This window comes from Streptosporangium sp. CA-115845, assembly GCF_050943795.1.
In the GTDB taxonomy this organism is placed as follows: Bacteria; Actinomycetota; Actinomycetes; order Streptosporangiales; family Streptosporangiaceae; genus Streptosporangium.
In genome coordinates, this window is record NZ_CP191988.1 from 5,082,665 (window position 1) to 5,109,384 (window position 26,720).

Sequence of the window (26,720 nt, forward strand, 5' to 3'; positions counted from 1 at the left end):
TGTTACCGACACCCCATATTGGTGTGGTGGACATGTTCCTACGATTGCTCGAACAGGCCGACCGACCACCGGATCGGGCGGTTGGTGGACTGACTGACCATGGAAAGCTCCACGGTGATGGTGGTGGGCTCGGTCAGGTAGAGCTCGTTCATCGCCATCGGGAACCCGCCTGAGGTCCAGACACCGCAACTGCTGACGGCACCCCCGCTCTCGCCGTTCACCCTGAAGCTGAACTGCAGCCGCGTGGCCAGCTCGCCCGAGCAGAGTTTGTCGAGGGCGACCCTGCCCGCCTGGCCGCCGACCTCGAAGGTGGCCGTGGTGTCCTGCGGCCAGAGGCCACTTTTCGTTTCGGTGAGCTGCCACTTGCCGACCTGGTCGGGAATGTTTCGCAGTGGTTCGGGCGCGACCGGTCGTGCGGGCGGCGTCCACTCGTATACGCCCAGCACCCACGAGCCATGCGCGCGCGCCGGGGTGACGCACGGAGCGCCCGGCTCCTTCTGGGTGCAGGCCCGGCCGGAGGTCACCGTGTTGAAAGTGACCGTCACCTCCGTGGCGCCTTCGGGGATATCCAGCGGCTGCAGCCGCAGCTCCCGATCACAGTGCATGAACGAGACCGGCACGCGCAGCCGAGACCCCTCGACCTTGATTCGCGGCGGGCTGTCGTCCGGCCCCACACACATGCCGCCGACGTCCAGCGGCTTGCCGGTGTAGGGGATCTTGAGCGTGGCCTTGGCGTCACCCGTCTTCTCGATCGCGGTCCTGGCCACGAGCCGGTAGCCTGTGCCGTCCGCCGAGGTGAATTGCTCCGGCAGCACGGGCAGGGGCCCGCCCGAAACCGTCGTGGTGGTCTCGGGCTGCGGTGTGGTGGGCAGGAACGGCACGGCCAGCGCCACCGCCGCCGCCACGACGGCCGTGCCCATCGCGGTCCGCCTGCGCACCCGGGTCCTTCGCACGCGGTCGCGTATCTGCTCGTCGCGCGACGGGTTCGGCGGCGGCAGCAGGTCGGCGTGCTCACGCAGTACGTCGCGGAGATTCTCTACGGTCACCTCTGCAGCTCCTTAACCACCGACTCGTCGATTCTTAGCTTGGCCGGCGCCTTGGCGGTCTGGCTCTTGACCGTCCCCGGGGTGCAGCCAATGAGCTGGGCCACCTCGGCCACCGGGAGGTCCTCGTAGAACCGCAGCACGATCACCGCGCGCTGCCGGGCGGGCAGTCGGCCCACCGCCCACCAGAGCGCCGCCCGCTCGTCTGCCACCTGGTCGTGCACCGGCTTCTCCGGCAGGCCGTCGCTGGGCAGCTCCCGGCGCCACCGCCTGCGCCACCACGAGGTGTAGGTCGTGATGAGCACGCGTCGCACGTATGCCTCCGGCTCGTCGATGCCCGGCCAGGCGAACCACGCCTTGGCCAAAGATTCCTGCAGGAGGTCCTCGGCTGTGGCCCAGTTGTGGGTGAGGAGGTACGCGAAGCGCAGGAGCCGGTCGGACCGCGCCACCACGAAGTCCTGAAATATCGCCTTGTCGGCCACCTAGTTGCCTTCCGCTGATCTGCTGACGGTACAGACGCATCGGCCACGGCGGCGGGTTGCCCGACGGTGGGGTGCAATCCAGGGAAATTTGATGGCGGCCGGGGACAGAGGCGTTGGGTTGGAGACCTCGATCCCCAGTGCAATCCGAATATCCGGCCGTGCCCCACCGCCGGCAAGGGCATGCGCGTGGCCGCCTGTGGCCACGCGCACAACCCTGACTGTCCGGCCGGTCGGATCGCTGGTGACCAACCAGGTCCCGGCTACGACCTGCTGCGCATGTTCGCCCGAGGCGGGCGGCCCACCCCGCTCGGGCAGGCGTTCGCCGAGTACGGCCGGATCGACAAGACCCTCCACCTGCTGTCCATCTTGGACCCGATCGACGACACCTACCGCCGCAAACTGAACAAGCAGCTCACCGTCCAGGAGCCCCGGCACCGGCTGTCCCCGCTCGGCCACGCCCACCTCAACGTCCTGGGTCGCTACTCCATCTCCTCCTTCGCGCCGGCCGAGGGCCTGCGACAGCTCCGCGAGATCCCCGACCTCCCCGACAGCGGCGGGGTGGATGAGGAGGGGGTGTAGACCCCAGGGATCCGGGAGCTGCGCAACCCGGACGAGCCGGACTGGGACAACGACTAGCGCTGGCGATGAGGCCCCCGGGCACCTCCTCCTGCAACCTGCGCAGGTGTCAGGGGCCTGGCTGAGGGCCGCCGGTCCGGCAGCCAATAGGACAGCGGCCACAGTCGCGTGACCGTGCGCCGGATCAACGCGAGGAATGTCCGCAACGCCGCCGCATGGCGCGGAGCGTAGAGGCGTAGCCGTGCAGCGAGCGCTCGGTTGGCAGCAGGGATCCCCGCCTCCTCGTGGTTACGCACCGCCTGGGTGTACAGGCTGTGCTCGCGTACCAGATCGATGGGTCGCAACCGCACTTTGAAGGTATGTCCTCGTCAATAACCGGAAATGCCGCCAAACTTTACACGAGAGATTCAACGATACAGTTAAAGAAATGACGGCCTCGATTCGGGACGCCGTGCGTCCCTTCACCGGCGATACCCTCACCGCGCTCCTGCCCCCCGCCACCCGCATGCTCGGCCTCGGCGAGCCCACTCACGGCGTCGAAGCCTTCCCCGAACTGCGCAACGAGCTCTTCCGCCACCTCGTCGAACAAGAGGGCTACCGCTCCATCGCCATCGAGAGCGACTGCCTGGCGGCGCTAGCCGCCGACGCGTACGTCGCCGACGGCCTCGGGACCCTCGACGACGCGATGAGCCGCGGCTTCAGCCATGGCCTCGGCGCCTCACCCGCCAATCGCGAGCTCGTGCGCTGGATGCGCGCCTACAACGAGCAGCGTCCGCCACAGGAGCGGCTCCGCTTCTACGGCTTCGACGGCCCCCTGGAGATGACCGGCGCCGCCAGCCCCCGCCCAGCATTGACCGCACTGCACGACTACCTCGCCGCCCACCTCGACCTGGCCTGGAGTCGCGAGACCCTCGACGAGCTGATCGGCCCCGACGAGCGCTGGACTAACCCGGCCGTAACCACGGATCCCACCCAGTCCGTCGGCCGCACCCCTGAGGCCAAGGAACTACGCCTGATCGCCGACGACCTGCGCACGCTGCTCACCGCACACACCCCTCACTTGACGGCCGCCATCTCCCCTGACGGCTGGTGGCGCGCTGACCTGTACGCCCGCACCGCTGCTGGGCTCCTGCGCTACCACGCAGGCATGGCCGACACCGCGGCAACCCGCATCGGCACGCTGATGTGCCTGCGCGACGCGGTGATGGCCGACAACCTCGAAGCCATCGTGGGCCGCGAGGCCCGTCGCGGCCCCACCCTCGCCTTCGCCCACAACCGCCACCTGCAGAAAGACAGGAGCCGCTGGCTGTTACCGGAGGGCTGGGGCCCTCTGGCGGGCCGGACGCTGGAGTGGTGGAGCGCCGGGGCAATCGTCGGCACACACCTCGGCGAGCAGTACGCCTTTGCAGCCACCACCTTTGGCACCCGCGGCTCCGACGTCCCCCAGCCCGACACCCTCGAAGGGCTGCTGTCGGCCCTCCCTGACGCTCGCGCCGTCATCGATCCCGCCCGCCTCGCCGCGGTCCTCGACCGGCAGCCGACGCTCCGCGTCCCGGCCGACCACACTTACCTCCCCCTCGACCCGGCCACCACCGACCAAACCGACGCCATCATCTTCGTCAAGGAAATCTGAGCCACCCTTTGGCCAGGATGTCCACTCGCGGGTGTTCCGTTAGGTGATCCCTCACCGGAACACCGAGCGATCAGGCTGGACGCTCAGGTCAAGGTGTTCCGCGAACTGTTCCGGTGATGGGGGGCTATTTCGCCCGCAACACGGCCGAGGTCAACCAGATCCTCACCGGCCTGTCCGGCCGCGGCGTCCTGTTCGGCCTGGGCGCATCCGTCTACGACTGGAACGACCCGTTCGGGCGGTTGTTCCTGCAGACCCTCGCCATGGTCGCCGAGTTCGAGGCCAACCTCGGGCACCTGCGCACCCGCGAGGGCATGGCCCTGGCGAAGAAGAACGGCAAGCTCAAGGGCAAGCAACCCAAACTGCCCGAACCCCGCCCGGCGCTCCATCCGCCGGCGATACGCCGAGGGCGAGGTGTCCCTGGCCGACCTGGCCACCGAGCAGGGTGCCTGGTGATCTCGCGGCGTGACCCCGCTTGACCTTGACACAGTGACAAGGTCTTCACTGTGTCAAGGAGGTGGTCCCGATGACCATGCCGAAACAGGACACGGATACGATTCGAGCTTTCCAGGGGCTGGAGGACAGCCGCTCGTCAGTGCGGCTGCGGGCAGCGCTGGCGGTCGGCACGACCCCTGACCCGCGGTTCATCGACAAGCTCATCGAACGATGCGCGATCGAACCCGACTTCTACGTGCGCGACATGCTTACGTGGGCACTCACCCGCCACTCAGCGTCAATGACGGTCCCAGAGCTTCTCAACGAAGTCCGCTCGGAGCGTGCGCAGGCACGAAGCCAGGCGTTGCACACGCTGTCCAAGATCGGGGATCGGCAAGCGTGGCCGGCGATCACACGGGCGCTTCTGTCCGACGCCGACGATGAGGTGGCGCGGAGCGCCTGGCGGGCAGCGGTCGTGCTCGTGCCCGAAGGTCAAGAGCCCGAGTTGGCCGCAGTGTTGTCGACACAACTCGGGCGCGGCGAACGCGAGACGCAGCTGAGCCTCAGCCGGGCGCTGATCGCGCTCGGTGAGGTGATTGTGCCGGCTCTGCGCGCTGCGATGACGGATCTCGACCCTCGCGTGCGCGCGCACGCGATCGCCACGGAACGGCTGTTGCGCGACCCCGATGCCGGATTCGAGTTCGCGATCAAGGAGGCGAAGCGCGTGGTAGCCCTCGGCAGGACCGGCCAGGAGGGGTGGTAGGCGGTGTTGATCGGTGATGTGGCACGACGGTCCGGGGTCAGCGCCCGCATGCTCAGGCATTACGACTCGCTCGGCCTGATGCGGCCAACGGGTCGTACCGGCGCCGGCTATCGAGAGTACTCCAGCGAGGACATCCGGCGGATCTTCCATATCGAGAGCCTGCGGTCATTGGGATTGTCGCTGCGTGAAGTCGGGCGCGCGCTCGATGATCCCGGCTTCACGCCCGCAGAGCTCGTCGACGACCTCATCCGCCAGACGCGAGAACGCATTGCGACTGAGAGGGAGCTGCTCACGCGGCTCCGTCGGATCGGTGCCGCAAAACCCGCCGGCTGGGAGGACGTCCTCCAGATCGTTGCGCTCCTCCAGGCGCTGGGGTCAAAGAGCGCCGGGAAGCGCCAGCGCGCGGCCCTGTCCTCAGTCGAAGAGGTTCCGGTGCCAGTGGAGGCACTGGTCGAGGCGGCGCTGAGCGAGACGGACCCGAACGTCGCCGGAGCCCTTCGATGGGCTTTGGCGCAATGGGGCGACGGCGGACTGGCACTGCTGGCGGAGGGCCTCGGCTCACCAGTGGCCGAGGTGCGGAAACGTGCCGTCCAGTCCATCGCTGAGATTCCGAACGGTGAGGCGACCGCACTGCTGCAAGAGGCCCTCGCGAACCCCGACATCGTGGTCCGCAGGTATGCGGCTCTGGCGCTCGGGGCACGTGGAGTGGCCGACACGGTCCCGACGCTCGTCGATATGGTCGTCGAGGGGACGAACGACGTCGATGCAGCCGATGTACTGAGCGCGCTGGCGAGTCGTCCCGCGTTGGCGGATCAGATCGCCACCAGGCTCGTTGATCGCCTCGCCCACGGCACCGTTGAATCGTCTGCACGTCGACGGCTGACACAGGCGCTCGCGGATATCCCGGGAATCACCGCGTCACGTGCCCTGGCAGATCTGTCACATGACGAAGACCGTGCCGTTGCGCTTACTGCGGCATACATTCTCGGGATACGCAACGCACGATAACGGATCTTTCCTGGGTGTCGTCCTTGTCGTACAGCCCCCTGATCTCGACGGTCTCCTCCGGGGCCAGCAGGCGCGGCAGTAGTGCTCCGCCGTACTCGTCGATGCTGGTCATGGGGCGTCGTCCGAGCCAGTCGGGCCAGCCGTCGGGCCGCAGAGGCACAGTGTGGGTGGTGTGGCCATGAGCTGTTGGGTTCTGCTCGGTGGCGGCGGGGGTGGTGTCGTCTGGGTTGGTCATCTCGCCCAAGCTTGTTAGCGGTCAACGGTGAGGTGGCGCAGGGCGGCCTGTTTGTCGTCGTCGGTGGGCTGGCTGTAGATGCGCAAGGTGTCGAGGCGGGCGTGGCCGGCCAGTTCGGCGACGGTGACGAGGTCTTCGCCGCCGCGGATCAGCTGGGTGACGAAGGTGTGGCGGCCGATGTGGGCGGTGGCGGGGTCTTCCAGCCCGGCGGCTTGGGCGATGGCGGTGAAGATGGCGGAGGCGGCGCGGGCCGAGAGGCGGCCGCCGCGGCGGTTGAGGAGCAGGGCCTTGGTAGTGGCGGCGCCCGGCCAGGTGCGGCGCTCGTCCAGCCAGTAGAGCAGGGGTTGGCGTAGCTGGGGGTGGATGGGCACTTCGCGGATCTTGCCGCCCTTGCCGTAGACGATCAGCAGGCCCTTGCGGGCGGAGATGCGCACGTCGGGCACGTCCAGGGCGACGGCGTCGCCGACGCGCAGCCCGGCGTAGAAGGGCAGCAGGGCCAGGGCGCGGTCGCGGAGGTGTGGCCAGTTCTCGGCGCGCAGCCAGCGGATCTGAGCGGGGGCGTTCATCGCCTTGGGCGCGGTCTTGGGGATGTCCTCGCGGGAGATGTCGGCTTTGCCTAGTCCGAGCATCACGCAGTGCTGCATGTCCGTTCGCCGTGGCTGTACGAGAACAGGGCCAAATGCGCGAGCCCGCCAGTAGATCGGGCCACCACGATCGGGTCATTGTTAAGGAAGTACTTGACTATAAATGTGTGCCGACTCATAGTTAAGGACATGCCTAACTATGGCGGATCGCTGGACCGAGTGTTCCAGGCGCTGGCGGATGGAACGCGCCGGGCGATGGTGCAGCGCCTGATCCGCGGGCCGGTGTCGGTCGGCGAACTGGCCAGGCCACTGGAGATGTCGTTACCGGCGGTCATGCAGCACATCCAGGTGCTGGAAGCGTGCGGGCTGGTCAGATCCGAGAAGATCGGCCGCGTCCGCACCTGCCGCATCGAGCCGGACGTACTGCGGATGGCCGAGGACTGGCTTGCCGAGCAGCGCACGTCCTGGGAACGACGCCTGGACCGGCTCGGCGACTACCTGCTCGATGATCCTGGCACACCGGAGCAAGGGAGCTTGTGATGATCGACCGTTCTGTCACACACGCCACGTTCACCCTCGAACGCCTCTACCCGGCCACGGCGGCCCGGGTGTTCGCGGCATGGGCCAACCCGAAGGCGAAGGCCCGCTGGTTCTCCACCCCCGATGCGGACCATGAACTGGACTTCCGGGTCGGGGGCCGGGAGGTCAACCGCAGCCACCCGGACAGCGGCCTGTCGATGACGTTTGAGTCGTTGTACCGCGACATCGTCCCAGACGAGCGCATCGTCTACACCTCCATGTTGCACGTGGGAGACGACCTAGCGACGGTGTCGCTGACGACCGTGGCGTTCTGCCCGGCCGATGGGGGCACGCAGCTGGTCCTCACCGAGCAGGGCGCCTTCCTCGATGGCCGGGAGGAGCCCTCCTGGCGGAAGCACGGCACCGGCGACTGGCTTGACGCGCTGGGCGTCGAGCTGGGTGCGGGAGGGCACGAGTGAGCCCGCGGGCGGCCGCCTTGAGGTGGCGGGTGCTGGTGCTGCTGGGCACGGCGTTCTTCATGACCATCCTGGACGGCACCAGCTTGCTCACCGCCCTGCCGGCCATCGAGCGGGAGTTTCGGGCGCACGGCACCGCCGTCCAGTGGGCGGTCACGGCCTACGCGCTGGCCTTTGCGGGCCTGCTGCTGTTGTGCGGCCGCGCCGCGGATCTGCTCGGCCGCCGCAGGGTCTTCCTGGCCGGAATGTCGCTGCGCGTGTTGGCCTCGTTGGGATGCGGGTTCGCCCCGACGGTCGAAGCCCTGGTCGCAGCCCGCGCTTTGCAGGGTGTGTCGGCCGCCATCATCGCCCCCGCAGCCTTGTCCATGGTGACGAACGCCTTCGCCGAAGGCAGCGAGCGGAACAGGGCACTGGGAATCTGGGGCGGGATCGGAGGGTTCGGCGCCACCGCCGGGCTGCTGCTGGGCGGCCTGATCACCGATACGCTCGGCTGGCAGTGGGTCTTCTGGATCAACGTCCCGGTCGGGGTGGTGGTGCTGGTCCTCGCGCCGGTGATGCTGATCGAGAGCCGGAACGAGGTGCGTGTCCGCTCCTTCGACCTGGCCGGGGCGCTGACGGTCACTTCGGCTCTCGTGCTGTTCGTCTACGCCATCACCGGCGTCCCTGACGTCGGATGGTCCAGCCACCAGGTCCTCGGGCCGCTGGCGGGTGCGATGGCGCTGACCGGCTTGTTTGTCGTGATCGAACGGCGGTCCAAGGCGCCGCTGGTGCCATTCGGGGTCCTGCGGTCGCGTTCCCTGGTCGGCGGCGACCTCCTGCTTCTCGTCACGGGCATGGCGGTCGACGGCATGCTCATCGTCCTCACCGCCCACGCGCAGTCGGTGCTCGGCTGGTCGCCCGTGCGGTTCGGCCTCACGGCCGGGGTGATGACCGTGGCGGCCGTCGTCGGCGCTCTGGTCTGCCAGCGGGTTGTGACCAGGATCGGCGTGCGTCCGGTCGCGAGCGTCGGCACTGCCCTGCTCGGTGGAGCCTGCCTGCTGCTCACCAGGGTGGTGTCCGAGCACAGCTCGCCGGAACTGCTGACTTTTGCCCTGTTGGTCTTCGGGGCGGGCATGGGCACCGCCACCGTCTGTGCCCAGATCGCGGCGTTCACCGGTGTCGCCGAACGGCACTCCGGTCTGGCCGCCGGACTCGCCGATACCTGCTTCGCGGTTGGCACCGCCCTCGGCGTAGCCATCGCCGGCAGCGTTGTCGCCGCGCATGCACCCACGCCTGGGATCGCCGCGCCGCAGACGCTGGTTCCCGGTCATCAGGCCGCGTTCGGCGTGGTCGGCCTCGTCGCGGCACTGGGCCTGGTCATCGCTCTGGCCATGCTCGGCAAGCGATCGGCACCGGTCACCAAAGAGACCGCGGCGCCTCCCGTTGACCAGATCGTGACCGACCGCATTCCCGCCTGACCCATTGAGGAGCTTCCATGTCCGGCTGTGACCCGGTCGCCGAGATCGGCCCCTTCAGCGACTCCGGCGCCGACGTGATCCCCTGGCCGATCGCACTGCGTGAGCTGGAGCAGGCGCGACTGTTCTGGCTGTCTACCGTCCGCCCCGACGGCCGACCCCACGTGACACCGTTGCTGGCCGTCTGGACCGGCGGCGCCCTGTACTTCGCTACCGGCGACCAAGAGCGCAAGACGCGTAACCTCCACACCAACGACCACTGCGTCATGACGACCGGCACGAACGTCCTGGACGGTATCGACATCACCATCGAGGGACGTGCCGAGTTGGTGTGCGACCCGGCTGAACGCAGCACCACCGCCGACGCCTACGAGGGCAAGTACGGCGACCTCCTGACCAGCTCGGACGGCACCTGGTATGGCCTCGGTGATGCCATCCGCTCCGGCAAGGTTCTGCTGTACCGCATCGATCCGGAGGTCGGGTTCGCTTTCGGCAAGGGCGAGACGTACAGCCAGATCCGCTACCGCTTCCAGCGCTGACCGTTGATTCCGCGGCCGCGTGTCAGGCGGCCGAGCACCGGCCACCGTCGCAGAATGAGGATGTCGGGCTCGCTCTCGCGCATCCAGCAAGACGTGCACAGACCGCTCCGGCGGACCTGGCGGTTGGTCCAGAAGGCGGGTCCGGCTCGGCCTGCTGCCGGCCTACCTAGCCCTGCTCATCGACCTGATCCCCGACCTCATCCCAATCCTCGGCTACGCCGACGAGGCCATAATCGTCCTCTTCGTCCTACGCAGCGTGGTCCGCCGCACCGGTCTGGACACCATCCGACGACACTGGCCCGGCAGCGACGACGGCTTCACCGCGCTCTGCCGACTCACTGGACTCGGCTGACAGGCGCACGCCGCAGGACGCCGGAACCACGACAGCGCGATCAAACCTACTTTGGGGCTGGGGACATCTTCGGGAGCGGAGGGTTGATTCCCAACTGCTCGGCGACATACCGGATCGCCACCTCCGGCACGTCGACCGGGCCGGAGTCGGTCAGGAACGTGCCGAGCATGCGCACAGTCCCCCACTGAAGCGACCAGCCGAGCCGATTGTGCAGACCACGCCGACGTTGCGCTTGCGCCAGCGCGGCCTCATCGGGGACACGTCCTTCACCAGCGCGCGAGCGCGGCGAGCAGTCGCTCGCGCTGAGCTTCCCCCAGGCCGCCCACACGTCGCTTCACCTCGACCCCGCATGTCGCCATCACCGCGGCGACCCTCGCCGGGCCACAACCGGGCACCGCCCGCAGCACCTGGGAGACCCTCGTCCTCTTGATGAGATCATCGTCCTGCGCCATGGCGAACACCTCCGCCACGGTGACCGTCCCGGCTCGGACCTTGGCCAGTAGCTCGCTGCGCGCCGTCCGCGCCTGCGCTGCCTTGAGCAGGGCCATCGCCCTCTACTCAGCGGTCAACCCGCCATCGATGGGCCTCCAACATCTGTCGTCCCCTCCCGACATCATCGGGTCCGGCGGGGATGTCACCCCTCCACCATGGAGCAGTGTCAACAAATGTGACAGTAAGCCCGGTTCGCCGTACCGCTCCTACTCGCAGGCCAATATGCTGCGATTCACCCAGCCGTGGCAGATAGCCCTGGCACTCGCGTCGCGGCGGGCACACGCCGCGAGGTGCCGCCAGGCGCCCTGAACGCGGCCGCGGAAAGGGCGGTCCTGCCGTCGGCCACCCTCCTTGGGTCCACCTGTGTCCGGAAGATCAGGGGCACCTCACTCCTGGGCTCAGGTGTGGCATGGGTGGCGCGCGGGATGGGGCAGGGCTATCGACCAGAGTCGGGCGTGATGCGGAAGACCGGGTACTGCGCGGAGATCTGCTCGAACTCCTCCAGCGGTGCCTGCGGGTCCACCGGGAGGTGGGTACGGCCTCCCGGCGAGCGGGCCAGGTAGCGGCGCAGGATGGGCGCACGGGATCCGGGATCGACTTCGTCCAGGCGCACCGCCTCGCTGCGGCCGTGCCGCAGCACCGCCCGTCCTTCGGCCGCGCGGACGTTGTGCACCCAGTTGGTGTTCTGGCCGAGCATCGCCACCAGGTAGCGCTCGCCCTGGTAGTCCGCGACGACCAGCGGGAAGGAGATGACGCGGCCGGTACGCCGGCCCGGCACCTGCAGGGTCACCATCCGGTCCGGCTGCAGCACCCCGGCCGCGAACACGGTGGCCCAGACCCGGTTGATCGCCCGCGCCAGGCGGTTAGGCCGACCGCCGCGATACAGCCAGTGGTCCAAGCGGTGCAGGCGTGTGGGTCCGGCCCTCTCGTCGTGTCTCATGTCTGGCGCCCCCTTGTGGATCTGGTCTTGTCGGGATGACCGCGATGCGTGCCTCCCCACGGAAACGGTCGCCTAATCAGCTACCGACCTGCCCTGTACATCGTTCATGAACGTTGTACATGTACGTTGCTTAGGAGATCCTGTACCGCGTATGGTTGTCAAGTGGCTCCCGAGAAACTGACCCGCCAGGCCGTCATTGAGCAGGCCTTGAAGCTCGCCGACACTGACGGGCTTCAGGCGGTGACCATCCGCCGGCTCGCCGCCGAGCTCGGCGTCACGCCGACGGCGCTGTACTGGCATGTCAAGAACAAGGACGAACTGCTCTCCGCGCTCGCCGACCACCTGCTCGCGGCGCTCGTCGCCGACGTGGACCCGAACCGGCCCTGGAGCCGGCGCCTGCGCACGATGATCACCGCGCTGGTGGAGCAGACTCGCGCACACCCATACCTGTCCACCCTGCTACCGATGATCGACAAGAGTGCGGCCGAGGGGTACCTCCGGGCCACTGACACCGCGATCGGGCTGCTTACCGAGGCCGGGTTCACGCTCCAGGAAGCCGACCAGGTGGCCACCTACCTGCTCCTGGGGGCCACCGCGATGGTGTCCTGCCAGCCCGGCGGCGGAAGCGACGAGGAGGAGGCCACGGAGCTCAGGCGGCAACATCGCCTCGACCTGGAACGCCTGCCTCCCGGTCGTTACCCCCACCTGGCCGCCTTCGCCGCCACCCTCTCCACTCCCCCTGATCTCGACGCCTACTACTCCTTCGGCATCGACCTCCTGCTGTCCGCGGTGAAGGCCACGCCCCCGAACGGATGTCGCAGCTCCCAGGCCCCAGCGGCGCGGTCCGAGTCGGCAGGGGCCACCGGGAACTCAGGGGTCATCGTGCGCCACGAACACGGAGAGGGGTCGTGATAGAGGGAGACCCGCTTGATGTGGTGCTGTGCAGCGGAACGTGGGAGAGCGGGTGTCGATCCGGCGGTCTCGCGCTCTTTTCGGCGTGAGGTGGCGAGAGGGAGCACGCCACGCAACAGAAATTGCGAGGTGTTGAGTACCGATGCGACGCGCGCCGGCGGGGATGCCATCGTGCGTGGCGAAACAGGTGACCAGACCGATCAGGAATCGAGAAGCGCGGGTCACGGAGCCGCAACTAGCCTGACCGCCATGGACATCATCGTTCACGCGAGCTTCCTCTCGCACGACGACCCGGACGCCTCTCTGGCCTTTGGGGCCGGGCCACACCCGCGACGTGTCCATGATCGAGATCGACGCGCTGCCACAGGAGCGGGGTGACCGGTTCGTCGCGCCCCCGGCCGACACGCTGATCAGGTGGACAGCGGACCGTTGCCGCGACCACGCCGACGGAGGAGAACCAGACATACTGCTCGAAGCTGATCAGATCAAGCCAGGCGACGCCGACGGGGACCGTGCAGGCGGCCCCGCTTAACAGATGGAGACATGATGGGTATGGCCACGAGGACGGACACGCAGTCGCCTGCGCTGCACATTGCCGACAGCCACGAGCTGATCCGCGTGCAGGGTGCGCGCGGGAACAACCTCAAGGACGTCAGCGTCGAGATCCCGAAGCGTCGGCTGACGGTGTTCACCGGCGTCTCCGGCTCGGGCAAGAGCTCGCTGGTGTTCGGCACGATCGCCGCGGAGTCACAGCGGCTGATCAACGAGACCTACAGCGCCTTCGTGCAGGGCTTCATGCCGACGCTGGCACGGCCCGAGGTCGACGTCCTCGAAGGGCTGACGACCGCGATCATCGTCGACCAGGAGCGGATGGGGGCCAACCCCCGCTCCACGGTCGGCACCGTCACCGACGCCAACGCGATGCTGCGCATCCTGTTCAGCCGGCTCGGCCGGCCGCACATCGGCTCGCCCCAGGCCTTCTCCTTCAACGTCGCCTCCATCAGCGGAGCGGGTGCGGTCTCGTTCGAGCGCGGAGGGAAGAGTGTGAAGGAGCGGCGCGACTTCAGTATCACCGGCGGCATGTGCCCGCGCTGCGAGGGCATGGGCCGGGTCACCGACATCGACCTGTCCCAGCTCTACGACGACTCCAAGTCGCTCAGCGAGGGTGCGCTCACGATCCCCGGCTACAGCATGGACGGCTGGTACGGCCGGATCTTCAGCGGCTGCGGCTTCTTCGACCCCGACAAGCCGATTCGCAAGTACACCAAGGCCGAGCTCCACGACCTGCTCTACAAGGAGCCGACCAAGATCAAGGTCGACGGCATCAACCTGACGTACGAGGGCCTGGTCCCGAAGATCCAGAAGTCGATGCTGTCCAAGGACAAGGAGGCGCTGCAGTCGCACATCCGGGCCTTTGTGGAGCGGGCGGTGACGTTCACCTCCTGTCCCGAGTGCGGTGGCACCCGGCTCAGCGAGGCGGCCCGGTCCTCCAAGATCAAGGGGATCAGCATCGCCGACGTCTGCTCGATGCAGATCAGCGACCTGGCCGGCTGGGTGCGCGATCTGGACGATCCATCGGTGGCGCCGCTGCTCATCGCGCTGCAGCAGTCCCTCGACTCCTTCGTGGAGATCGGGCTGGGCTACCTGTCGCTAGAGCGGCCGTCGGGCACGCTGTCGGGCGGCGAGGCACAGCGGGTCAAGATGATCCGCCACCTCGGTTCCGCGCTCACCGACACCACCTATGTCTTCGACGAGCCCACCATCGGCCTGCACCCCCATGACATCCAGCGGATGAACGACCTGCTGTTGCGGCTGCGGGACAAGGGCAACACGGTGCTCGTCGTGGAGCACAAGCCGGAGACGATCGCGATCGCCGACCACGTCGTCGACCTCGGCCCCGGCGCCGGTACGGCGGGCGGCACCGTCTGCTTCGAGGGCACCGTCGAGGGGCTGCGGGCCAGCGGCACCCTCACCGGCCGCCATTTCGACGACCGGGCCGTCGTCAAAGAGAAGGTGCGCAAGCCCACCGGCAAGCTGGAGATCCGCGGCGCGACGGCCAACAACCTGCGCGACGTCGACGTCGACATCCCACTCGGGGTGCTCGCCGTCATCACCGGTGTCGCCGGCTCCGGCAAGAGCTCGCTCGTGCACGGGTCGATCCCCGGCCGCGCGGGTGTGGTCTCGATCGGCCAGGGCGCGATCCGCGGCTCGCGACGGAGCAACCCGGCGACCTACACCGGACTGCTCGACCCGATCCGCAAGGCGTTCGCGAAGGCCAACGGCGTGAAGCCGGCGCTGTTCAGCGCCAACTCCGAGGGCGCCTGCCCCAACTGCAACGGCGCCGGCGTCATCTACACCGACCTGGCGATGATGGCCGGCGTCGCCACCACCTGCGAGGAGTGCGAGGGCAAGCGGTTCCAGGCGTCGGTGCTGGACCACCACCTCGGCGGCCGCGACATCAGCGAGGTGCTCGCGATGTCGGTGACCGAGGCCGAGGAGTTCTTCGACGCCGGCGAGGCGCGCACGCCGGCCGCGCACGCCATCCTCGACCGGCTCGCCGACGTCGGGCTCGGCTACCTCAGCCTCGGCCAGCCGCTCACCACGCTGTCCGGCGGCGAGCGGCAGCGGCTCAAGCTGGCCACCCACATGACCGAGAAGGGCGGCGTCTACGTCCTCGACGAGCCGACCACGGGCCTGCACCTCGCCGACGTCGAGCAGTTGCTCGGCCTGCTCGACCGGCTCGTCGACTCCGGCAAGTCGGTCATCGTCGTCGAGCACCACCAGGCGGTCATGGCGCACGCCGACTGGATCATCGACCTCGGCCCCGGCGCCGGCCACGACGGCGGCCGGATCGTCTTCGAGGGCACACCCGCCGACCTCGTCGCCGCCCGCTCCACCCTCACCGGCGAGCACCTCGCGGCCTACGTGGGCACCTGACCGAGGTCCTCGCGGACACCGTGAGACGAGTTCTCTCATCTGTTTCGACTCGTCCCGACCGGTAAAGGGGCGTGTTCGTCTGCATACATTCGTATGTGGCACGATCTCACAGGTGACCGGCAGACCCGCCGCGGCGCAGCGCCTGAGCGACCTCGCGCGACTGCGCCGTCCGCGATCCCGCGGGCAACCTGATCCGCATCCGCGACACCCCGCTGTCGGCGTTCGTCGGAGCGGACGGCACGGCAGAGGTCAGCCCTGCTTCGGCCTGTGCCATCGCTGGTCGGCGAGGGACCACGCCCTCTCCCACTCGGCGTCACGGTAGCGGTTCAGCAGCACCCGGAGGCCGACCAGGAAGACCAGCAGGATCATCGAGATACACGCCATCACCCCGATCGCGGTGAGCGTGGCGACCGTGACCGTCTCCACACGGCTCTGCGGGGGATCGGTGGGCCTGCCCGTGGCATCCAGCCAGATCTCGGTGCGCGAGCCGACCGGGACCGCCGAGGGGAGCATGACCTGGCTGGTGCGCGGGGTCCCGTTCGCCGCCGTCCAGCGCACCGTGCGCACCTGCCCGCCGAGGCTGGGCTCCGCCGGGCGGCTTGTGCCCACGACCTCGGCGGCGACCGCCCGCCGGTAGGGGGCCGCGAGCTCGGCCCGCAGGCCGTCCTGGTAGGCCTGCCTGCCGATCCCGGCCGCCGGCCACAGTCCGGCGACGAAAAGCAGCAGGCTCACCAGCACGGCGACCGTCTCGATCCGGTCCGAGCGTCTGCGCAAAGGGTTGCTGTCGAACCGATGCAGGCGCAGACGGCACCGGATCCGGTAGCCGAAGGAACTCATCGGGCCACCTCCCCCGTGGTGTTGCCTCCACCGTGCGGCGTGTGTACCTGGCGTACCAGGGTCTTTGGCTGGCCGTGGTCAGAGCCGAAGGTCCCTCTCCCGGCGAGAGCGGGCGCCGCCGGGCAACTGCTCCTAGCCTATGCCTGGCTCATTCTCCCCGGTCGTGAGGGGGCTCCAGGTGTCGGCCGGCGGGGCCGGTGTGGGCACGTGGCTCAGGTGGTCGCGGAGTTTACCGAGGTCGGGGTGGTGGTTGACGGTGTGCCAGGCGAGTGACCACGGGTAGACGGGGGTGGGGTGGCGGATGGGGCTGGACATGTCGCTGGTGCTCAACCGGCTGCGCAGCGAGGGGCAGGCGGCGCATCGCGCCGATGTGGCGCACGTTGTCCCCCTACCAGGAGGACAACGTGCGCCGTTTCGGGGATCACGTCTACGACTTGAACGCGCCACTGGACGGCATGGAGGTCCACCTCGATCTCGGCGAGGAGGTCAATTGGATCCGAATGGTGCGCCGCCATCGCGGCTTGGGCGGACGGCAGTGCAAGGAGCGGTTACGTCGTCGGGAGACCGACCGAGTTGGACGCGTCGGCCTCGAAGTATTCCGTTGCAGCGAAGGGGCCGGCGTGGTCCTCGAAGAAGCTCCTGACGCCGTCGATCGAGTCATGGACGATGACGTTCACTGCCTTGGTCGCGTCGGTGCTCGCCACCGCCAGCGTCCACTTGGCCCCCTTGGGAAGCCGGCCGTACGCCTTCTTCAGGGAATCCCAGAAGCCGTCGTTGTCGGAAATCGTGGAAACAGCCATGACGTGCACTGTGGCACCCTCCTCATTGACTCTCGGATTCACTCGGCAATTGATGTGAAGATATTGTGCGGCACCATTCTTGAAGTCGTAGATCGCGACGGTCTGAGGGTCCTCGAGCGGATCGTCCGAAGGCATCAAGAAGTGGGCCTCGCTGATCGGGGACAGCTCGTAGTCGAGCTGTTCTGGTTTATTGAGGAGTTGCGCCTCCATGGGGTTCAGGGTGAATTTGAGGTGGAGTTTTCCGCGTTCGGCCACCACTTCGTAGCGGGTGCCGGGGCGCTCGTAGGAGCCTTCGTACCTGGACAGGTCGAGGGCCAGGGTCGGGTCGGGCTCCGGCAGGTCGGGGATCGTGACCGCGCCGAGGTCGGCCAGGATTTCGTTGAACACCTTCCGGTAGAAGCTGTCGCGCGGCCCGGCGTTCGCCAGCATCGAGACGGCGATGTTCGATTCCGGCAGGATCCGCAGGCGGGCGCTCTGGCTGACTGCACTGCCGTCGTGGGCGTAGACGGTTTGGCCGTGCCAATCGCACACGATGAGGCCGAGTGCCCATTCCGGCCCGAACATGTACGGGTCAGGTATGGGGACCCGTGACTCCGTCATTTCGCGGATGATGCCGGGTGAGACGATTCTGGTCCCGTTCGGCGCCTTTCCTTCGTTAAGGAAGACGTACGCCATCGTGAGCAATTCCCGGGCTGTCGTGTTGACGTTGCCTCCGGGGCCGAAGGAGCGCGGCAGGTGACCCAGCGGTGAGAGGACGGGTCCCTCTGCGAGGGATCGGGTCAGGTATCCGGTCGCGGCACGGTTCTGGTCCGCGTGCTCACGCCGGCTGCTCGTCGAGGTCAGTCCCAAGGGGTCGAACAGGCGATCCTTCATGACGTCGTCCCACCGCTTGCCGTCGCTCACCTCCATGATGCGGGCGAGGATCGCGTAGCCCAGGGCCGCGCTGTAGCCGTGAGTGTGGCCCAAGGGGTGGACCTGGCATGCGCCGGCGATGTTCTCCACCATGCGCTCGTACACGTCGTCGTCCTCGCCCGGATCTCCGTAGTTCTCCTCGATGCCGTTGGTGTGGTTGAGGAGATGGTGGGGTGTGACCTTGGCGCTGACGTCGGGGTCGGCGACCCGGAAATCAGGAAGGTAGGTCCGCACCGGCTCGTCCAGGGCGACTTTCCCCTCGTCGACGAGTTGCATGAAGGCGAGGGCGGTCCATGTCTTGGATACGGAGCCGCACTGGTAGATGGTGTCGGTCCTCGCGGGCTCCCGCGTGGAGATGTTCTTGACGCCGACCGCGAAGTCGGTGATCTCCCCGTCGCGAAGGACGCCGATCGCGGCACTCGGAATCCGGTACTCCGCGAGCAGCTCGGAGACGCGAGCTCGAATCCGGGTCACATCCAACGCTCTTGCCATAAGGGGTTCCTCGTCCTGTCCGGTTCTTTCCAAGCAAGAAAAGGCTACGTTGCATTTCAAGTCTCGTCAACGAAAGACCTTCAATAATGTGCTTTAGTACTGGACTTTCATGCTGATCGTTGCAACAGCATTGTTGATAAATGCAATCCACGGCAACCAGCCGTTGCAATGTACTGTTGGTGAACGCACCCGTGGACCCGAACCGACAGGAGGACGAGCCGATGCCCGGAGGCAGGCTGACCCACGAGGATCGCCAGCAGATCGCGATCTGGCTGGCCGAAGGGCTGGGATACGCCGAGATCGCCAGGTGGCTGGGCAGACCCACATCCACGATCAGCCGCGAAGTGGCACGCAACAGCGCGCCCAGCGGCTACCTGGCCGACCGCGCCCAGCAGGCCGCCGGGCAGCGCGCCCGCCGCCGCAGACCGGTTCAGGCCACGGAGCCACCAGCCGACGGGCGGCCGGCCGAGTCCGTGCGCGGTTTCGTGGAGCAGTTCGCGACGCTGCTGGCCGGGACCGGCCTTCCCCGGATGCCCGCTCGTGTGTTCGTCTGCCTGCTCACCTCCGACTCCGGGGGCCTGACGTCCGCCGAGCTCGTACGCCGGCTACAGGTCAGCCCGGCGTCGGTGTCCAAGGCCATCGGCTACCTCGAGGCGATCGAGCTGGTCAGGCGCACACAGGATTCCGGCCGCCGCGAGCGGTACGTCATCGACGACGACGTCTGGCTCCGGGCGTTCAAAGCCGACACCGGGGCACACGCCGAGGTCGCGGCGGCCGCGCGGCACGGGATCGAGATCTTCGGTGCCGGCACGCCCGCCGGCACCCGGCTGGGCCAGATGGCTCAGTTCTTCACCTGGATCAGCGAGCAGATGGACGACAGCGGCCTCACCGAGGCCGTCGTGCACGACGCGCTGACAGTGCTGGCCGCGCTGGTGTACGCCGCTCGGCCACTCGGCGTGGACGAACTCGCCGCGGCACTGGACTGGCCCATCCAGCGGGCGGCCGACGCCCTGGACGCGATCAGCCGTCGTCCGATCCTCTCCGACCCGCTCACCGTGGAGCAGGTCGGGCGCGGCGCGTACGCCATCACCCCGAGGCCTGACCGCCTGAGCTCCGCGCAACGCGACGCACTGATCGTCAGTCCGTGCTCGACCCGAGGGACTCGAAAATGACGAAGCCGGAACCGTCCTGAGCGAGTACGCCGCCGGGCTGGAACGCGCGCCGCTGTCGGATGAGACCCGGCGCACCTAACCGCTCCCGAGTCCTGCTGTTCCTGGCCTGACTGGCCGACCACGCCGCCACCTGTTCCGCCGATCCCCTTGCCCAACCGCAGGCGCGCGACTGGGCCGGCTGCGCCTGTCTGGACCCGTTCGAAGGCCCGGCACTCATATCGTCGGGACAGCCCAGGAGCCGAATCCACCCTGGCCAGTAAGTCATTTGCCGATATCCGCTCGTTTTTCGGCCAGTATTATGGCGACCCCGTCGGTGACGGAGGAATGCCCGCGATGAACAGGTGGCCTCGACCTAACGCACCAGGCTGGGGCTCACCTCGCTCGCCGCGGTGCGCCTGCTGCTCTGACGTCTTGGCCGAAGTCCTCACACCCGGCCTGATCTGCTCCGCGTGACGACACTTCCAAGACGCCGGGCGACAGGGGCACCGTGTCCTCCGGCGGGAAAACAGCCGAGCTTGTCGGAGAGGCGTTGAGTTCGATGAGATCACAGGGCCGCACGGCAGTGGCCACACTGAGCGCGGGCCCGGTGGAGTACCGGTTGGAGCGGCATGGCGAGGATGCCGTGATCCTGTTCCACGGGGGGCACATGCGGGCCGATCTCCCACTCGGGGAGGAAGTGTTCCTCGACCTGGGCTACAGCCTGCTCGTGCCCTCCCGGCCCGGCCGGATCCGTGACTTCCTGACCGGGGCTTGAGAGGCCTCCATCTTCCGCGGACCGACATGTCCCGGATGCCACCGCGAGCCGTACACGGAGATCACTCAGACGAGCCGCCGACGATGCCACCCAGGCTATGGCGGCACTAACCTGGGGGCACTTTTGTCGTGTCGGGGAGGAGCCATCTCATGTCGCCGGTTCTGGAGAGTACGGCTCGCGCGCTGCTGCGCAGGGTCGCGGTGGAGCAGTCCCAGGGGCGCCTGCCCTCGCTGACCGCCGCGGTGGTGCGCGACGGGGAGCCGGCCTGGTTCGGCGCGCGAGGCCGGGTGGAGGGGGCCGCCCCCACCCTCCTCACCCAGTACCGCATCGGCTCGATCACCAAGAGCCTGGTCGCGGTCGTGGTCATGCGCCTGCGCGACGAGGGGAAGGTGGATCTGCTCGACCCGGTCTCCAAGCACGTCCCCGGTCTCGGGACCGGCGTCGGCGAGGTGACCGTCGCCCAGTTGCTGTCGCACACCTCCGGGCTGAGTGCCGAGTCGCCGGGTCAGTGGTGGGAGCGGACCCCCGGCGTGCCGGCCGAGGAACTGGTCGCCGCGCTCGGGCCCGACGCCGCCAAGCACCGTCCCGGGCGCCGCTACCACTACTCCAACGTGGGCTTCGCCCTGCTGGGCGAGCTGGTGGCCCGCCACCGCGGCGTGAGCTGGGCGCGGGCCGTGGACGAGGAGATCCTGCGGCCGCTGGGCATGCGCGACACCACGCCCCGGCCGCGCGCGCCGCACGCGTGCGGCTACGCCGTGCACCCCTGGGCGGACGTACTGCTGCCCGAACCCGAGCATGACGCGGCCGCCATGGCTCCCGCCGGGCAACTGTGGTCCACCCCCGCGGACCTTGCCCGGTGGGCGGCGTTCGTGGCCGGCGACACCGGCGGCGTGCTCGCCCCGGCCACCGTGGCGGAGATGCGCGAACCCGCGACCGTCGACGACGGCGACGCCTGGACCGGCGGGTACGGTCTGGGGCTGCAGCTGGCCCGCGCGAACGGCCGCCGCCTGGCCGGTCACACCGGCTCCATGCCGGGCTTCCTGGCCACGGTGTGGGCCGATCCGTCCGACAGGGTCGGCGTGCTGTTCATGGCCAACTCCACCTCGGGTGTCAGCCGCGCTCTGTTGACCGATCTGCTGGCGATCCTCGACCAGCACGAGCCGCGCCTGCCCGAGGAGTGGGTGCCCGTCGCCGACAGCGCGGGCCTGCTGGAGCTGACCGGCCCGTGGTACTGGGGGCCCAGCGCGTACGTGCTGCGGCTGCTGCCCGAAGGCGGTGTCTCCCTCAACCCGGTCGGCGGCGCCGGCCGGGCCTCCCGGTTCGCCGCCCAGGCCGACGGGACCTGGCTGGGACTGGACGGCTACTACGCGGGTGAGACCCTGCGTGTGGTCCGCGGGCCCGACGGCTCCCCCAGCCACCTGGATCTCAACACCTTCGTCTTCACCCGTACCCCCTACGATCCGCGGGCGGAGGTGCCCGGCGGGGTGGACGAGGGCGGCTGGCGCAGCTGAGCGGCGAGCGCGGCGGCCTGGCCCGCGGGCTCGGCGTACAGGACCTCCACCCGGTGCACCACCCGCGGCGCGGTCAGCGCTACCCCCCGCGTCACTCCGGCCGTCGCCGAGGCGGGCAGCAGGACCAGGCCGTTCCCCGCGACGGCCAGATTCAGCACCGTGTGCAGGTCCTCGCCGTCGTAGCGCAGCGCGGCGCGAAACCCGCCCCCGCCGGCCAGCTCGCGCAGCCGCTCCACCGGTACGGCGACCGGCGTCCGCAGCCACAGCGCGTCGGTCAGGTCGGTCAGCGCCAGGCCGCGCCGGTGTGAGAGCGGGTGGCCGGCGGGCAACACCACCACCAGCTCTTCCTCGGCGACCCCAAAGCCGGACAGCGGCCCCACGTCCGGCAGCCGCAACGGATCGCTGGGCGCGGTGATCCCGTCGACGAGGCCGAGGTCGGCCAAGCCCGAGGCGACCTCGCCGGCGACGCGCTCACGGGCGACGGTGCGCAGCCGCACCTCCACCCCGTCCGACGCGGCCGAGGACAGGCCCCGTGCGATCGCCGGGAGGCAGGCCAGCGGGGAGGCTGCCACGGTCAGCCGCCCGGCCGGGCCCGCGGCGGCGCGTAGCACGTCGGCGCGGGCGGCCCGGTGGCGCAGCAGCAGCGGTCCGGCGTGTTCCAGCAGGCGCTCCCCCGCCGGGGTGGGCAGCACCGGACGGCGGCTCAGCAGTGCCAGTCCCAGGTCGGCCTCCAGCGCGGCGATCTGCTGGGAGATCGCCGACTGGGTGTAGCCGAGCTCGGCGGCGGCGGCGGAGAAGGAGCGCCGGTCGGCGACGACCACGAACGTGCGCAGCAGATGCGGGTCCACGGAGCATCAGTATCGCTTATCGACCCAGCAAGAATCATCGTTGGTGCTTACCTCGGCAGCCGGGCCATGATCGGGGCATGACCACCGCGAGGATCGCCCTGGTAGGCGACAAATCACCGGCCGTCCGGTCTCACACCCGCATCCCCGCGCTGCTGGAGGCGCTGCGCGAGCGCGACGGGCTGAACCTGGACGCCTACTGGATCCCCACCACCGACACCGCCGGCCTGGAGGGGTTCGACGGCATCTGGATGGTGCCCGGCAGCCCGTATCGCAGCGAGGCCGGCGCGCTGAACGCCGCCCGCACCGCCCGCGAGCACGGCATCCCGTTCCTGGGCACCTGCGGGGGTTTCCAGCACGCCCTGCTGGAGTACGCGCGCAATGTGCTGAACATGCCCGTCGCGCACGCCGAGAACGATCCGGGTGCCGAGAACTTCCTGCTACTACCGCTGGCGTGCTCGCTGGCGGGCCACGAGAACACCGTCCGGCTGGAGCCGGGGTCGCTGGCCGAGAGGATCATCGGCGCGGAGAAGAGCGTGGAGAGGTATTACTGCACCTTCGGCCCCAACCCCGTCTACCTGCCCGCCCTGGAGGCGGGCGGGCTGCGCTTCACCGGTCACGACGAGGCGGGGCTGGTGCGGGTCCTGGAGTTGCCGGAGCACCCGTTCTTCCTTGCCACCCTCTTCCAGCCGGAACTGGCCGGCGACGGACGCCGCCCGCACCCGGTCATCGGCGCCTTCGCCTCGGCGTCCGTCAGCCGGGCCAGGTCGGCCGCACCTGGCGGACCTGGCCGGAGGCATGACCGGCAGCCGTGAGCGCACCACCTTCTGGCACCGTTTCGCATGCGAAATCGCCGGTGGACCGGGTTACGACGCCGCATTGAGCGAAGGCCGGTGTCTACGAGGTCGAGGACTCCGGAAGCGCTACGGCGAGCCCTGAGTGAACGCCTGCCTGCTGTGGGCGAGCAACTCGCGCACAGCGGGGTTGTGCGTGCTCCTCCAGATCAGGATGAGCAGGGCGGGTGCTTCGAGATCGTCGATGGGCAGGGCGGTGAGCCGGTCGCGGTAGTGCGCCGCCATCGACTCGCTGAGGATGGCGACGGCGAGCCCGCGGGTGGCGAGATCGGCGATGGCGTCGGCGGCGCTGGCCTGCAGCGCGATCATCGGTTGGAGGCCCTGCGCGGCGCAGGCCTGGTCGAACACCGTGCGCAGGCCGGTACCCGGTGGCATGCACACGAGCGGGTGGGCGCCCAGGTCGCGCAGGGTGACCCGGTGCCGCCCGGTCAGGGGATGCCCGGCGGGGACCGCCGCGACGAGCCGCTCGCTGACGATTGTCAACGCGTTCACCCCCTCCGGGGCGGCGGTCGCGGTCCCGGTGAGAGCCAGGTCGACGGTGCCGGCGCGCACCCCCTCGACGAGCCGGTCGGAGTTGTCCTCCAGCAGGGAGATCTCCACGCCGGGATGTGCCCGATGGAACGCGGCCAGGGCGTCGAACAGCGGTGTGACGGTGCAGCCGATGACCATGCCGACGGTGAGCCGGCCCCGGATCAGGTCGGTCACCTCGCCCACCGCCTGGCCGAGGGCTCCGGCGGCGGCGAGCGCGGCGCGGGCGTGTGCGAGCGCGGCCTTTCCCGCGACGGTGAGGGTGGCGGTGCGCGCCGACCGGTCGAAGAGTTCGGCGCCGAGTTCACGTTCCAGCCGGCGGATCTGGGCGCTGACACCGGATTGGCTGATGTGCACCCGCTCGGCCGCCCGGGTGAAGTTCTGCTCCTCGGCGACCGCGACGAAGTATTCGAGCTGCCTCAGTTCCATACCTGAAAATTCTAGCTACCGGAATATCCATCTTTGGGACTTCTGATCGGCAGGTGGCCGCCCCGGGAGGAGCCGAAGTCCCGGAACCGCCGTCGGGCCACGTGGACGCTTCGGTGAGCGCCGAAGCGTCCGGCCTCTAGCCTGCCGGTCATGACATCTGACCCGCTGGTGGTGAGCGGCCACGCCGAGGTACGGGCCGTGCTGGCCGATCCCCGATTCACCGTCGACCCCGTACCGCGGCCGCCGTTCGCGCTGAGCGTGGCATGGTTGCGCGGTGCGGTCGGCCGCTTCGCCGAGGGATCCACGCACGCCGAGCGCCGGGCCGCCGGTGAGGCGGTGCTGGCCGGGCTGGACCCCGACGCGCTACGCGCCGAGGCGTTCCGGCTTGCCTCACGGGACGCCGGCCCGCTGCCCTGTCCCCCGGAACTGGTTCCGGTGCTGGTGCTGGCCGTCGCGCTGGGAGTACCGGCCCAGGACGGGCCACGGGCCGTGGAGGCCGTCACGGCGCTCGCCCCGGCCTACCTGCCGGGGCGTGAAGAGGTGGACACCGAGGCCGCCGATGAGGGGCTGGCGCGGCTGGCACGACTCCTGGGCGATCCGGCTCCTGAGCGGCTGGCCGTGCTGGCGGGACTGCTCGCCCAGGCATGCGGTCCCACGGCCGGGCTGGTCCGCGGCGCGCTGGCCACGGCAGCGGCGTCGCAGACGGTGGAGCAGACGGTGGAGGAACTGCTCGACGAGACGTTGCGCCGCGATCCTCCGGTCCGGACGCTGCGGCGCAGGGCGCCCGGCGACGGAAGGGCCGTGATGCTCGACATCGCGGCGGCCAACCGGGATCCGCGGGCTCTGTCGCACCTGACGTTCGGCGCGGGGCCACGGGCCTGCCCCGGCAGGCGGGTGGCGCTGGCGCTGGCGGCCGGAACGGTCGAGGCGGTGGCCCGATGACATTCGAGCGGTTCAGGGCGCTGCACCACGCGGATGAGCCGTTGCTGCTGCCCTGCGCATGGGACCACGCCTCCGCGGCGGCGCTGGCACGGGCGGGGTTCGCCGCGATCGGGACGACAAGCCTGGGGGTGGCCGCCGCCGCGGGCAAACCGGACGCCGGACGGGCGACGCGGCAGGAGACGCTGGCGCTGGCACGGACGATCACGGGGCTGGGGATCCCGGTGACCGTGGACATCGAGGCAGGGTTCGGCGAGACGCCCGGCCAGGTGGCCGACCTGGTGGCGCAACTGGCCGGGCTGGGGGTGGCGGGGATCAACCTCGAAGACGGGCGCGGCACCGGCCTGGCGGATGCCTCGGCACAGGCGAAACTGATCGCCGCCGTCAAGCGACGGGTTCCCCGGATGTTCCTCAACGCGCGGACCGACGCGTTCTGGCTGGACCTGCCGGATGCGCGGGCACTGGCGCTGGCCAGGGCCCGCGCCTACGCCGAGGCGGGCGCCGACGGGGTGTTCGTGCCGGGTGCGAGCACCGAGCACGACATCGAGGCGCTGGTGGCGGGGACCGGGGTGCCGTTGAACGTGCTCGTCCGGCCCGGCGTGCCGGTACGACGGCTGGCCGATCTGGGCGTGGCCCGGATCAGCTACGGGTCGCTGCTGTTTCGGGCGGCGCTGCACGCGGCCGTCACCACGGCGCTGGGCGTGGCCGATGGTGAACCGGTCACCGCAGGCGTTCCGTCCTACGAGCAGGTCGAGGCACTGCACCGCTACCGGCTGGATGTCAGACGGCCTGGTAGTGGAACTCCAGTCCAAGAGGCGTGAGCCGGTGCCTGACGGTGTTGCCGCACCGCTCGCCGGCCACGAGCCCGGCGGCGCGCAGGAGCGAGGCGCCTGCCTGCGCGCAGGTCTACATCCGGACCTGGCGCCAGGCGGTCCCCACCGCCGCACGTCGTCCTCGCGGCCGGAGCGGCCACCAGTAACCCGTGATCTCCAGCCCCGGCCGCCAGTCGGCCGGGCGCGGCAGCACCAGCGGGCTGACCCCGTGGAAGGCCGGCCAGCGCGTGCTCTCCCGGCGCCGGTAGAGGGCGCGCGGGGTCAGCGGGGGCAGCCCGAGCCGGGCCCGCATCCTCGTGCTCATCCCGGCGAGCAGCGGGCCGGCGGCGGGCACCTCGAACGCGAGCCGGGCCGCCCTGCGGTTCCCCCAACGCCCGAGCGACCGGCGGAAAGTCTCCCATGGGGTCGATCGGTTGCAGGTGCACCCCCATACTCGG

Annotated in this window: 31 protein-coding genes and 2 pseudogenes; 20 read left to right on the top strand and 13 right to left on the bottom strand. The window is 69.4% G+C overall.

From position 1 onward, the window contains the following. Nucleotides 1-38: 38 nt before the first annotated feature. The gene (locus ACQP0P_RS25185) at nt 39-1,046 is read right to left on the bottom strand and encodes a hypothetical protein (RefSeq protein ID WP_433358961.1); all 1,008 of its coding nucleotides are present in this window, start codon (nt 1,044-1,046) and stop codon (nt 39-41) included. Continuing rightward, the gene (locus ACQP0P_RS25190) at nt 1,043-1,525 is read right to left on the bottom strand and encodes a SigE family RNA polymerase sigma factor (protein ID WP_433358962.1); all 483 of its coding nucleotides are present in this window, start codon (nt 1,523-1,525) and stop codon (nt 1,043-1,045) included. The genes ACQP0P_RS25185 and ACQP0P_RS25190 overlap by 4 nt, the downstream gene beginning before the upstream one ends. A 261-nt stretch (nt 1,526-1,786) precedes the next feature. Between ACQP0P_RS25190 and ACQP0P_RS25195 the strand changes: the two are divergent. From ACQP0P_RS25195 to ACQP0P_RS25215, 5 genes and pseudogenes are all read left to right on the top strand, one after another. Then, a pseudogene (locus tag ACQP0P_RS25195) lies at nt 1,787-1,969 on the top strand (Tn3 family transposase); the annotation flags it as partial. A 559-nt stretch (nt 1,970-2,528) separates the two neighbouring features. Then, nucleotides 2,529-3,734, top strand: coding sequence for an erythromycin esterase family protein (locus tag ACQP0P_RS25200; RefSeq protein WP_433358963.1), 1,206 nt, complete (start codon nt 2,529-2,531; stop codon nt 3,732-3,734). A 116-nt stretch (nt 3,735-3,850) separates the two neighbouring features. Beyond that, nucleotides 3,851-4,210 carry a recombinase family protein gene (locus tag ACQP0P_RS25205; protein ID WP_433358964.1) on the top strand — a complete coding sequence of 120 codons (360 nt, stop codon included), beginning with the start codon at nt 3,851-3,853 and terminating at the stop codon, nt 4,208-4,210. A 47-nt stretch (nt 4,211-4,257) separates the two neighbouring features. Then, complete coding sequence (locus tag ACQP0P_RS25210; protein ID WP_433358965.1) at nt 4,258-4,929, top strand: HEAT repeat domain-containing protein; 672 nt, start codon at nt 4,258-4,260, stop codon at nt 4,927-4,929. Nucleotides 4,930-4,932: 3 nt separating this feature from the next. After that, nucleotides 4,933-5,937, top strand: a complete 1,005-nt coding sequence (locus ACQP0P_RS25215) for a HEAT repeat domain-containing protein (protein ID WP_433358966.1) — start codon at nt 4,933-4,935, stop codon at nt 5,935-5,937. Here ACQP0P_RS25215 and ACQP0P_RS25220 read toward each other — a convergent pair. Then, nucleotides 5,897-6,172: a hypothetical protein gene (locus ACQP0P_RS25220; RefSeq protein WP_433358967.1), complete on the bottom strand. Its 276-nt coding sequence runs from the start codon at nt 6,170-6,172 to the stop codon at nt 5,897-5,899. The two genes, ACQP0P_RS25215 and ACQP0P_RS25220, sit on opposite strands and share 41 nt — an antisense overlap. A 14-nt stretch (nt 6,173-6,186) precedes the next feature. Further along, on the bottom strand, nt 6,187-6,801 hold the full coding sequence (locus ACQP0P_RS25225; RefSeq protein ID WP_433382082.1) for a tyrosine-type recombinase/integrase: 615 nt from the start codon (nt 6,799-6,801) through the stop codon (nt 6,187-6,189). Between the two features lie 144 nt (nt 6,802-6,945). Between ACQP0P_RS25225 and ACQP0P_RS25230 the strand changes: the two genes are divergently transcribed. From ACQP0P_RS25230 to ACQP0P_RS25250, 5 genes are all read left to right on the top strand, one after another. Next, nucleotides 6,946-7,296 (top strand): ArsR/SmtB family transcription factor, encoded by a 351-nt coding sequence (locus ACQP0P_RS25230; RefSeq protein WP_433358968.1) that lies wholly within the window; start codon nt 6,946-6,948, stop codon nt 7,294-7,296. Continuing rightward, nucleotides 7,296-7,754 carry an SRPBCC family protein gene (locus tag ACQP0P_RS25235; protein WP_355560472.1) on the top strand — a complete coding sequence of 153 codons (459 nt, stop codon included), beginning with the start codon at nt 7,296-7,298 and terminating at the stop codon, nt 7,752-7,754. The genes ACQP0P_RS25230 and ACQP0P_RS25235 overlap by 1 nt, the downstream gene beginning before the upstream one ends. Then, the gene (locus tag ACQP0P_RS25240; RefSeq protein ID WP_433358969.1) at nt 7,751-9,208 is read left to right on the top strand and encodes an MFS transporter; all 1,458 of its coding nucleotides are present in this window, start codon (nt 7,751-7,753) and stop codon (nt 9,206-9,208) included. Before ACQP0P_RS25235 ends, ACQP0P_RS25240 begins: the two co-directional genes overlap by 4 nt. 17 nt (nt 9,209-9,225) lie before the next feature. After that, nucleotides 9,226-9,744 (top strand): pyridoxamine 5'-phosphate oxidase family protein, encoded by a 519-nt coding sequence (locus tag ACQP0P_RS25245; protein WP_433358970.1) that lies wholly within the window; start codon nt 9,226-9,228, stop codon nt 9,742-9,744. Nucleotides 9,745-9,931: 187 nt separating this feature from the next. Beyond that, nucleotides 9,932-10,096: a YkvA family protein gene (locus ACQP0P_RS25250; RefSeq protein ID WP_433382085.1), complete on the top strand. Its 165-nt coding sequence runs from the start codon at nt 9,932-9,934 to the stop codon at nt 10,094-10,096. 46 nt (nt 10,097-10,142) lie between these two features. On the opposite strand, the gene ACQP0P_RS25255 is transcribed toward ACQP0P_RS25250, so the two are convergent. The 3 genes from ACQP0P_RS25255 to ACQP0P_RS25265 form a co-directional block, all read right to left on the bottom strand. Then, on the bottom strand, nt 10,143-10,424 hold the full coding sequence (locus ACQP0P_RS25255) for a DUF4158 domain-containing protein (protein ID WP_433358971.1): 282 nt from the start codon (nt 10,422-10,424) through the stop codon (nt 10,143-10,145). Next, complete coding sequence (gene mihF / locus ACQP0P_RS25260) at nt 10,363-10,644, bottom strand: integration host factor, actinobacterial type (protein WP_433358972.1); 282 nt, start codon at nt 10,642-10,644, stop codon at nt 10,363-10,365. The genes ACQP0P_RS25255 and mihF overlap by 62 nt, the downstream gene beginning before the upstream one ends. A gap of 380 nt (nt 10,645-11,024) precedes the next feature. After that, the gene (locus ACQP0P_RS25265; RefSeq protein WP_433358973.1) at nt 11,025-11,528 is read right to left on the bottom strand and encodes a nitroreductase/quinone reductase family protein; all 504 of its coding nucleotides are present in this window, start codon (nt 11,526-11,528) and stop codon (nt 11,025-11,027) included. Nucleotides 11,529-11,690: 162 nt separating this feature from the next. Between ACQP0P_RS25265 and ACQP0P_RS25270 the strand changes: the two genes are divergently transcribed. From ACQP0P_RS25270 to ACQP0P_RS25285, 4 genes and pseudogenes are all read left to right on the top strand, one after another. Next, a complete protein-coding gene (locus ACQP0P_RS25270) occupies nt 11,691-12,440 on the top strand; it encodes a TetR/AcrR family transcriptional regulator (protein WP_433358974.1) in 750 nt (249 codons plus the stop codon). 151 nt (nt 12,441-12,591) lie between these two features. Further along, nucleotides 12,592-12,684, top strand: a pseudogene (locus tag ACQP0P_RS25275) (AraC family transcriptional regulator); the annotation flags it as partial. A 90-nt stretch (nt 12,685-12,774) separates the two neighbouring features. Further along, complete coding sequence (locus tag ACQP0P_RS25280) at nt 12,775-12,972, top strand: hypothetical protein (RefSeq protein ID WP_433358975.1); 198 nt, start codon at nt 12,775-12,777, stop codon at nt 12,970-12,972. 14 nt (nt 12,973-12,986) lie between these two features. After that, nucleotides 12,987-15,377: an ATP-binding cassette domain-containing protein gene (locus ACQP0P_RS25285; RefSeq protein WP_433358976.1), complete on the top strand. Its 2,391-nt coding sequence runs from the start codon at nt 12,987-12,989 to the stop codon at nt 15,375-15,377. Nucleotides 15,378-15,626: 249 nt separating this feature from the next. Here ACQP0P_RS25285 and ACQP0P_RS25290 read toward each other — a convergent pair whose 3' ends face one another. The 3 genes from ACQP0P_RS25290 to ACQP0P_RS25300 all read right to left on the bottom strand — a co-directional run bounded on the left by ACQP0P_RS25290 (nt 15,627) and on the right by ACQP0P_RS25300 (nt 18,418). Further along, complete coding sequence (locus ACQP0P_RS25290; RefSeq protein WP_433358977.1) at nt 15,627-16,214, bottom strand: Rv1733c family protein; 588 nt, start codon at nt 16,212-16,214, stop codon at nt 15,627-15,629. A gap of 132 nt (nt 16,215-16,346) precedes the next feature. Then, the gene (locus ACQP0P_RS25295; RefSeq protein ID WP_433358978.1) at nt 16,347-16,529 is read right to left on the bottom strand and encodes a hypothetical protein; all 183 of its coding nucleotides are present in this window, start codon (nt 16,527-16,529) and stop codon (nt 16,347-16,349) included. A 233-nt stretch (nt 16,530-16,762) separates the two neighbouring features. After that, complete coding sequence (locus ACQP0P_RS25300; protein ID WP_433358979.1) at nt 16,763-18,418, bottom strand: serine hydrolase; 1,656 nt, start codon at nt 18,416-18,418, stop codon at nt 16,763-16,765. A 221-nt stretch (nt 18,419-18,639) separates the two neighbouring features. Between ACQP0P_RS25300 and ACQP0P_RS25305 the strand changes: the two genes are divergently transcribed. The 3 genes from ACQP0P_RS25305 to ACQP0P_RS25315 all read left to right on the top strand — a co-directional run bounded on the left by ACQP0P_RS25305 (nt 18,640) and on the right by ACQP0P_RS25315 (nt 21,855). Then, nucleotides 18,640-19,590 (top strand): helix-turn-helix domain-containing protein, encoded by a 951-nt coding sequence (locus tag ACQP0P_RS25305; RefSeq protein WP_433382088.1) that lies wholly within the window; start codon nt 18,640-18,642, stop codon nt 19,588-19,590. A 538-nt stretch (nt 19,591-20,128) separates the two neighbouring features. After that, nucleotides 20,129-20,344: a hypothetical protein gene (locus ACQP0P_RS25310; protein WP_433358980.1), complete on the top strand. Its 216-nt coding sequence runs from the start codon at nt 20,129-20,131 to the stop codon at nt 20,342-20,344. Between the two features lie 149 nt (nt 20,345-20,493). Continuing rightward, nucleotides 20,494-21,855, top strand: a complete 1,362-nt coding sequence (locus ACQP0P_RS25315; protein ID WP_433358981.1) for a serine hydrolase domain-containing protein — start codon at nt 20,494-20,496, stop codon at nt 21,853-21,855. Here ACQP0P_RS25315 and ACQP0P_RS25320 read toward each other — a convergent pair. Beyond that, complete coding sequence (locus ACQP0P_RS25320) at nt 21,798-22,703, bottom strand: LysR family transcriptional regulator (RefSeq protein WP_433358982.1); 906 nt, start codon at nt 22,701-22,703, stop codon at nt 21,798-21,800. The two genes, ACQP0P_RS25315 and ACQP0P_RS25320, sit on opposite strands and share 58 nt — an antisense overlap. Nucleotides 22,704-22,780: 77 nt before the next feature. Here ACQP0P_RS25320 and ACQP0P_RS25325 point away from each other — a divergent pair, with 77 nt between their 5' ends. After that, nucleotides 22,781-23,515, top strand: a complete 735-nt coding sequence (locus ACQP0P_RS25325) for a CTP synthase C-terminal region-related (seleno)protein (protein WP_433358983.1) — start codon at nt 22,781-22,783, stop codon at nt 23,513-23,515. Nucleotides 23,516-23,623: 108 nt separating this feature from the next. On the opposite strand, the gene ACQP0P_RS25330 is transcribed toward ACQP0P_RS25325, so the two are convergent. Next, a complete protein-coding gene (locus ACQP0P_RS25330) occupies nt 23,624-24,511 on the bottom strand; it encodes a LysR family transcriptional regulator (RefSeq protein WP_433358984.1) in 888 nt (295 codons plus the stop codon). A gap of 150 nt (nt 24,512-24,661) precedes the next feature. On the opposite strand from ACQP0P_RS25330, the gene ACQP0P_RS25335 reads away from it, so the two are divergent. Further along, nucleotides 24,662-25,453 carry a cytochrome P450 gene (locus tag ACQP0P_RS25335; RefSeq protein WP_433358985.1) on the top strand — a complete coding sequence of 264 codons (792 nt, stop codon included), beginning with the start codon at nt 24,662-24,664 and terminating at the stop codon, nt 25,451-25,453. Then, the gene (locus ACQP0P_RS25340) at nt 25,450-26,271 is read left to right on the top strand and encodes an isocitrate lyase/PEP mutase family protein (protein ID WP_433358986.1); all 822 of its coding nucleotides are present in this window, start codon (nt 25,450-25,452) and stop codon (nt 26,269-26,271) included. The genes ACQP0P_RS25335 and ACQP0P_RS25340 overlap by 4 nt, the downstream gene beginning before the upstream one ends. Nucleotides 26,272-26,356: 85 nt before the next feature. Here the strand turns inward: ACQP0P_RS25340 and ACQP0P_RS25345 are convergent, their stop codons facing one another. Further along, on the bottom strand, nt 26,357-26,587 hold the full coding sequence (locus tag ACQP0P_RS25345) for a hypothetical protein (RefSeq protein WP_433358987.1): 231 nt from the start codon (nt 26,585-26,587) through the stop codon (nt 26,357-26,359). Between the last annotated feature and the right edge of the window lie 133 nt (nt 26,588-26,720).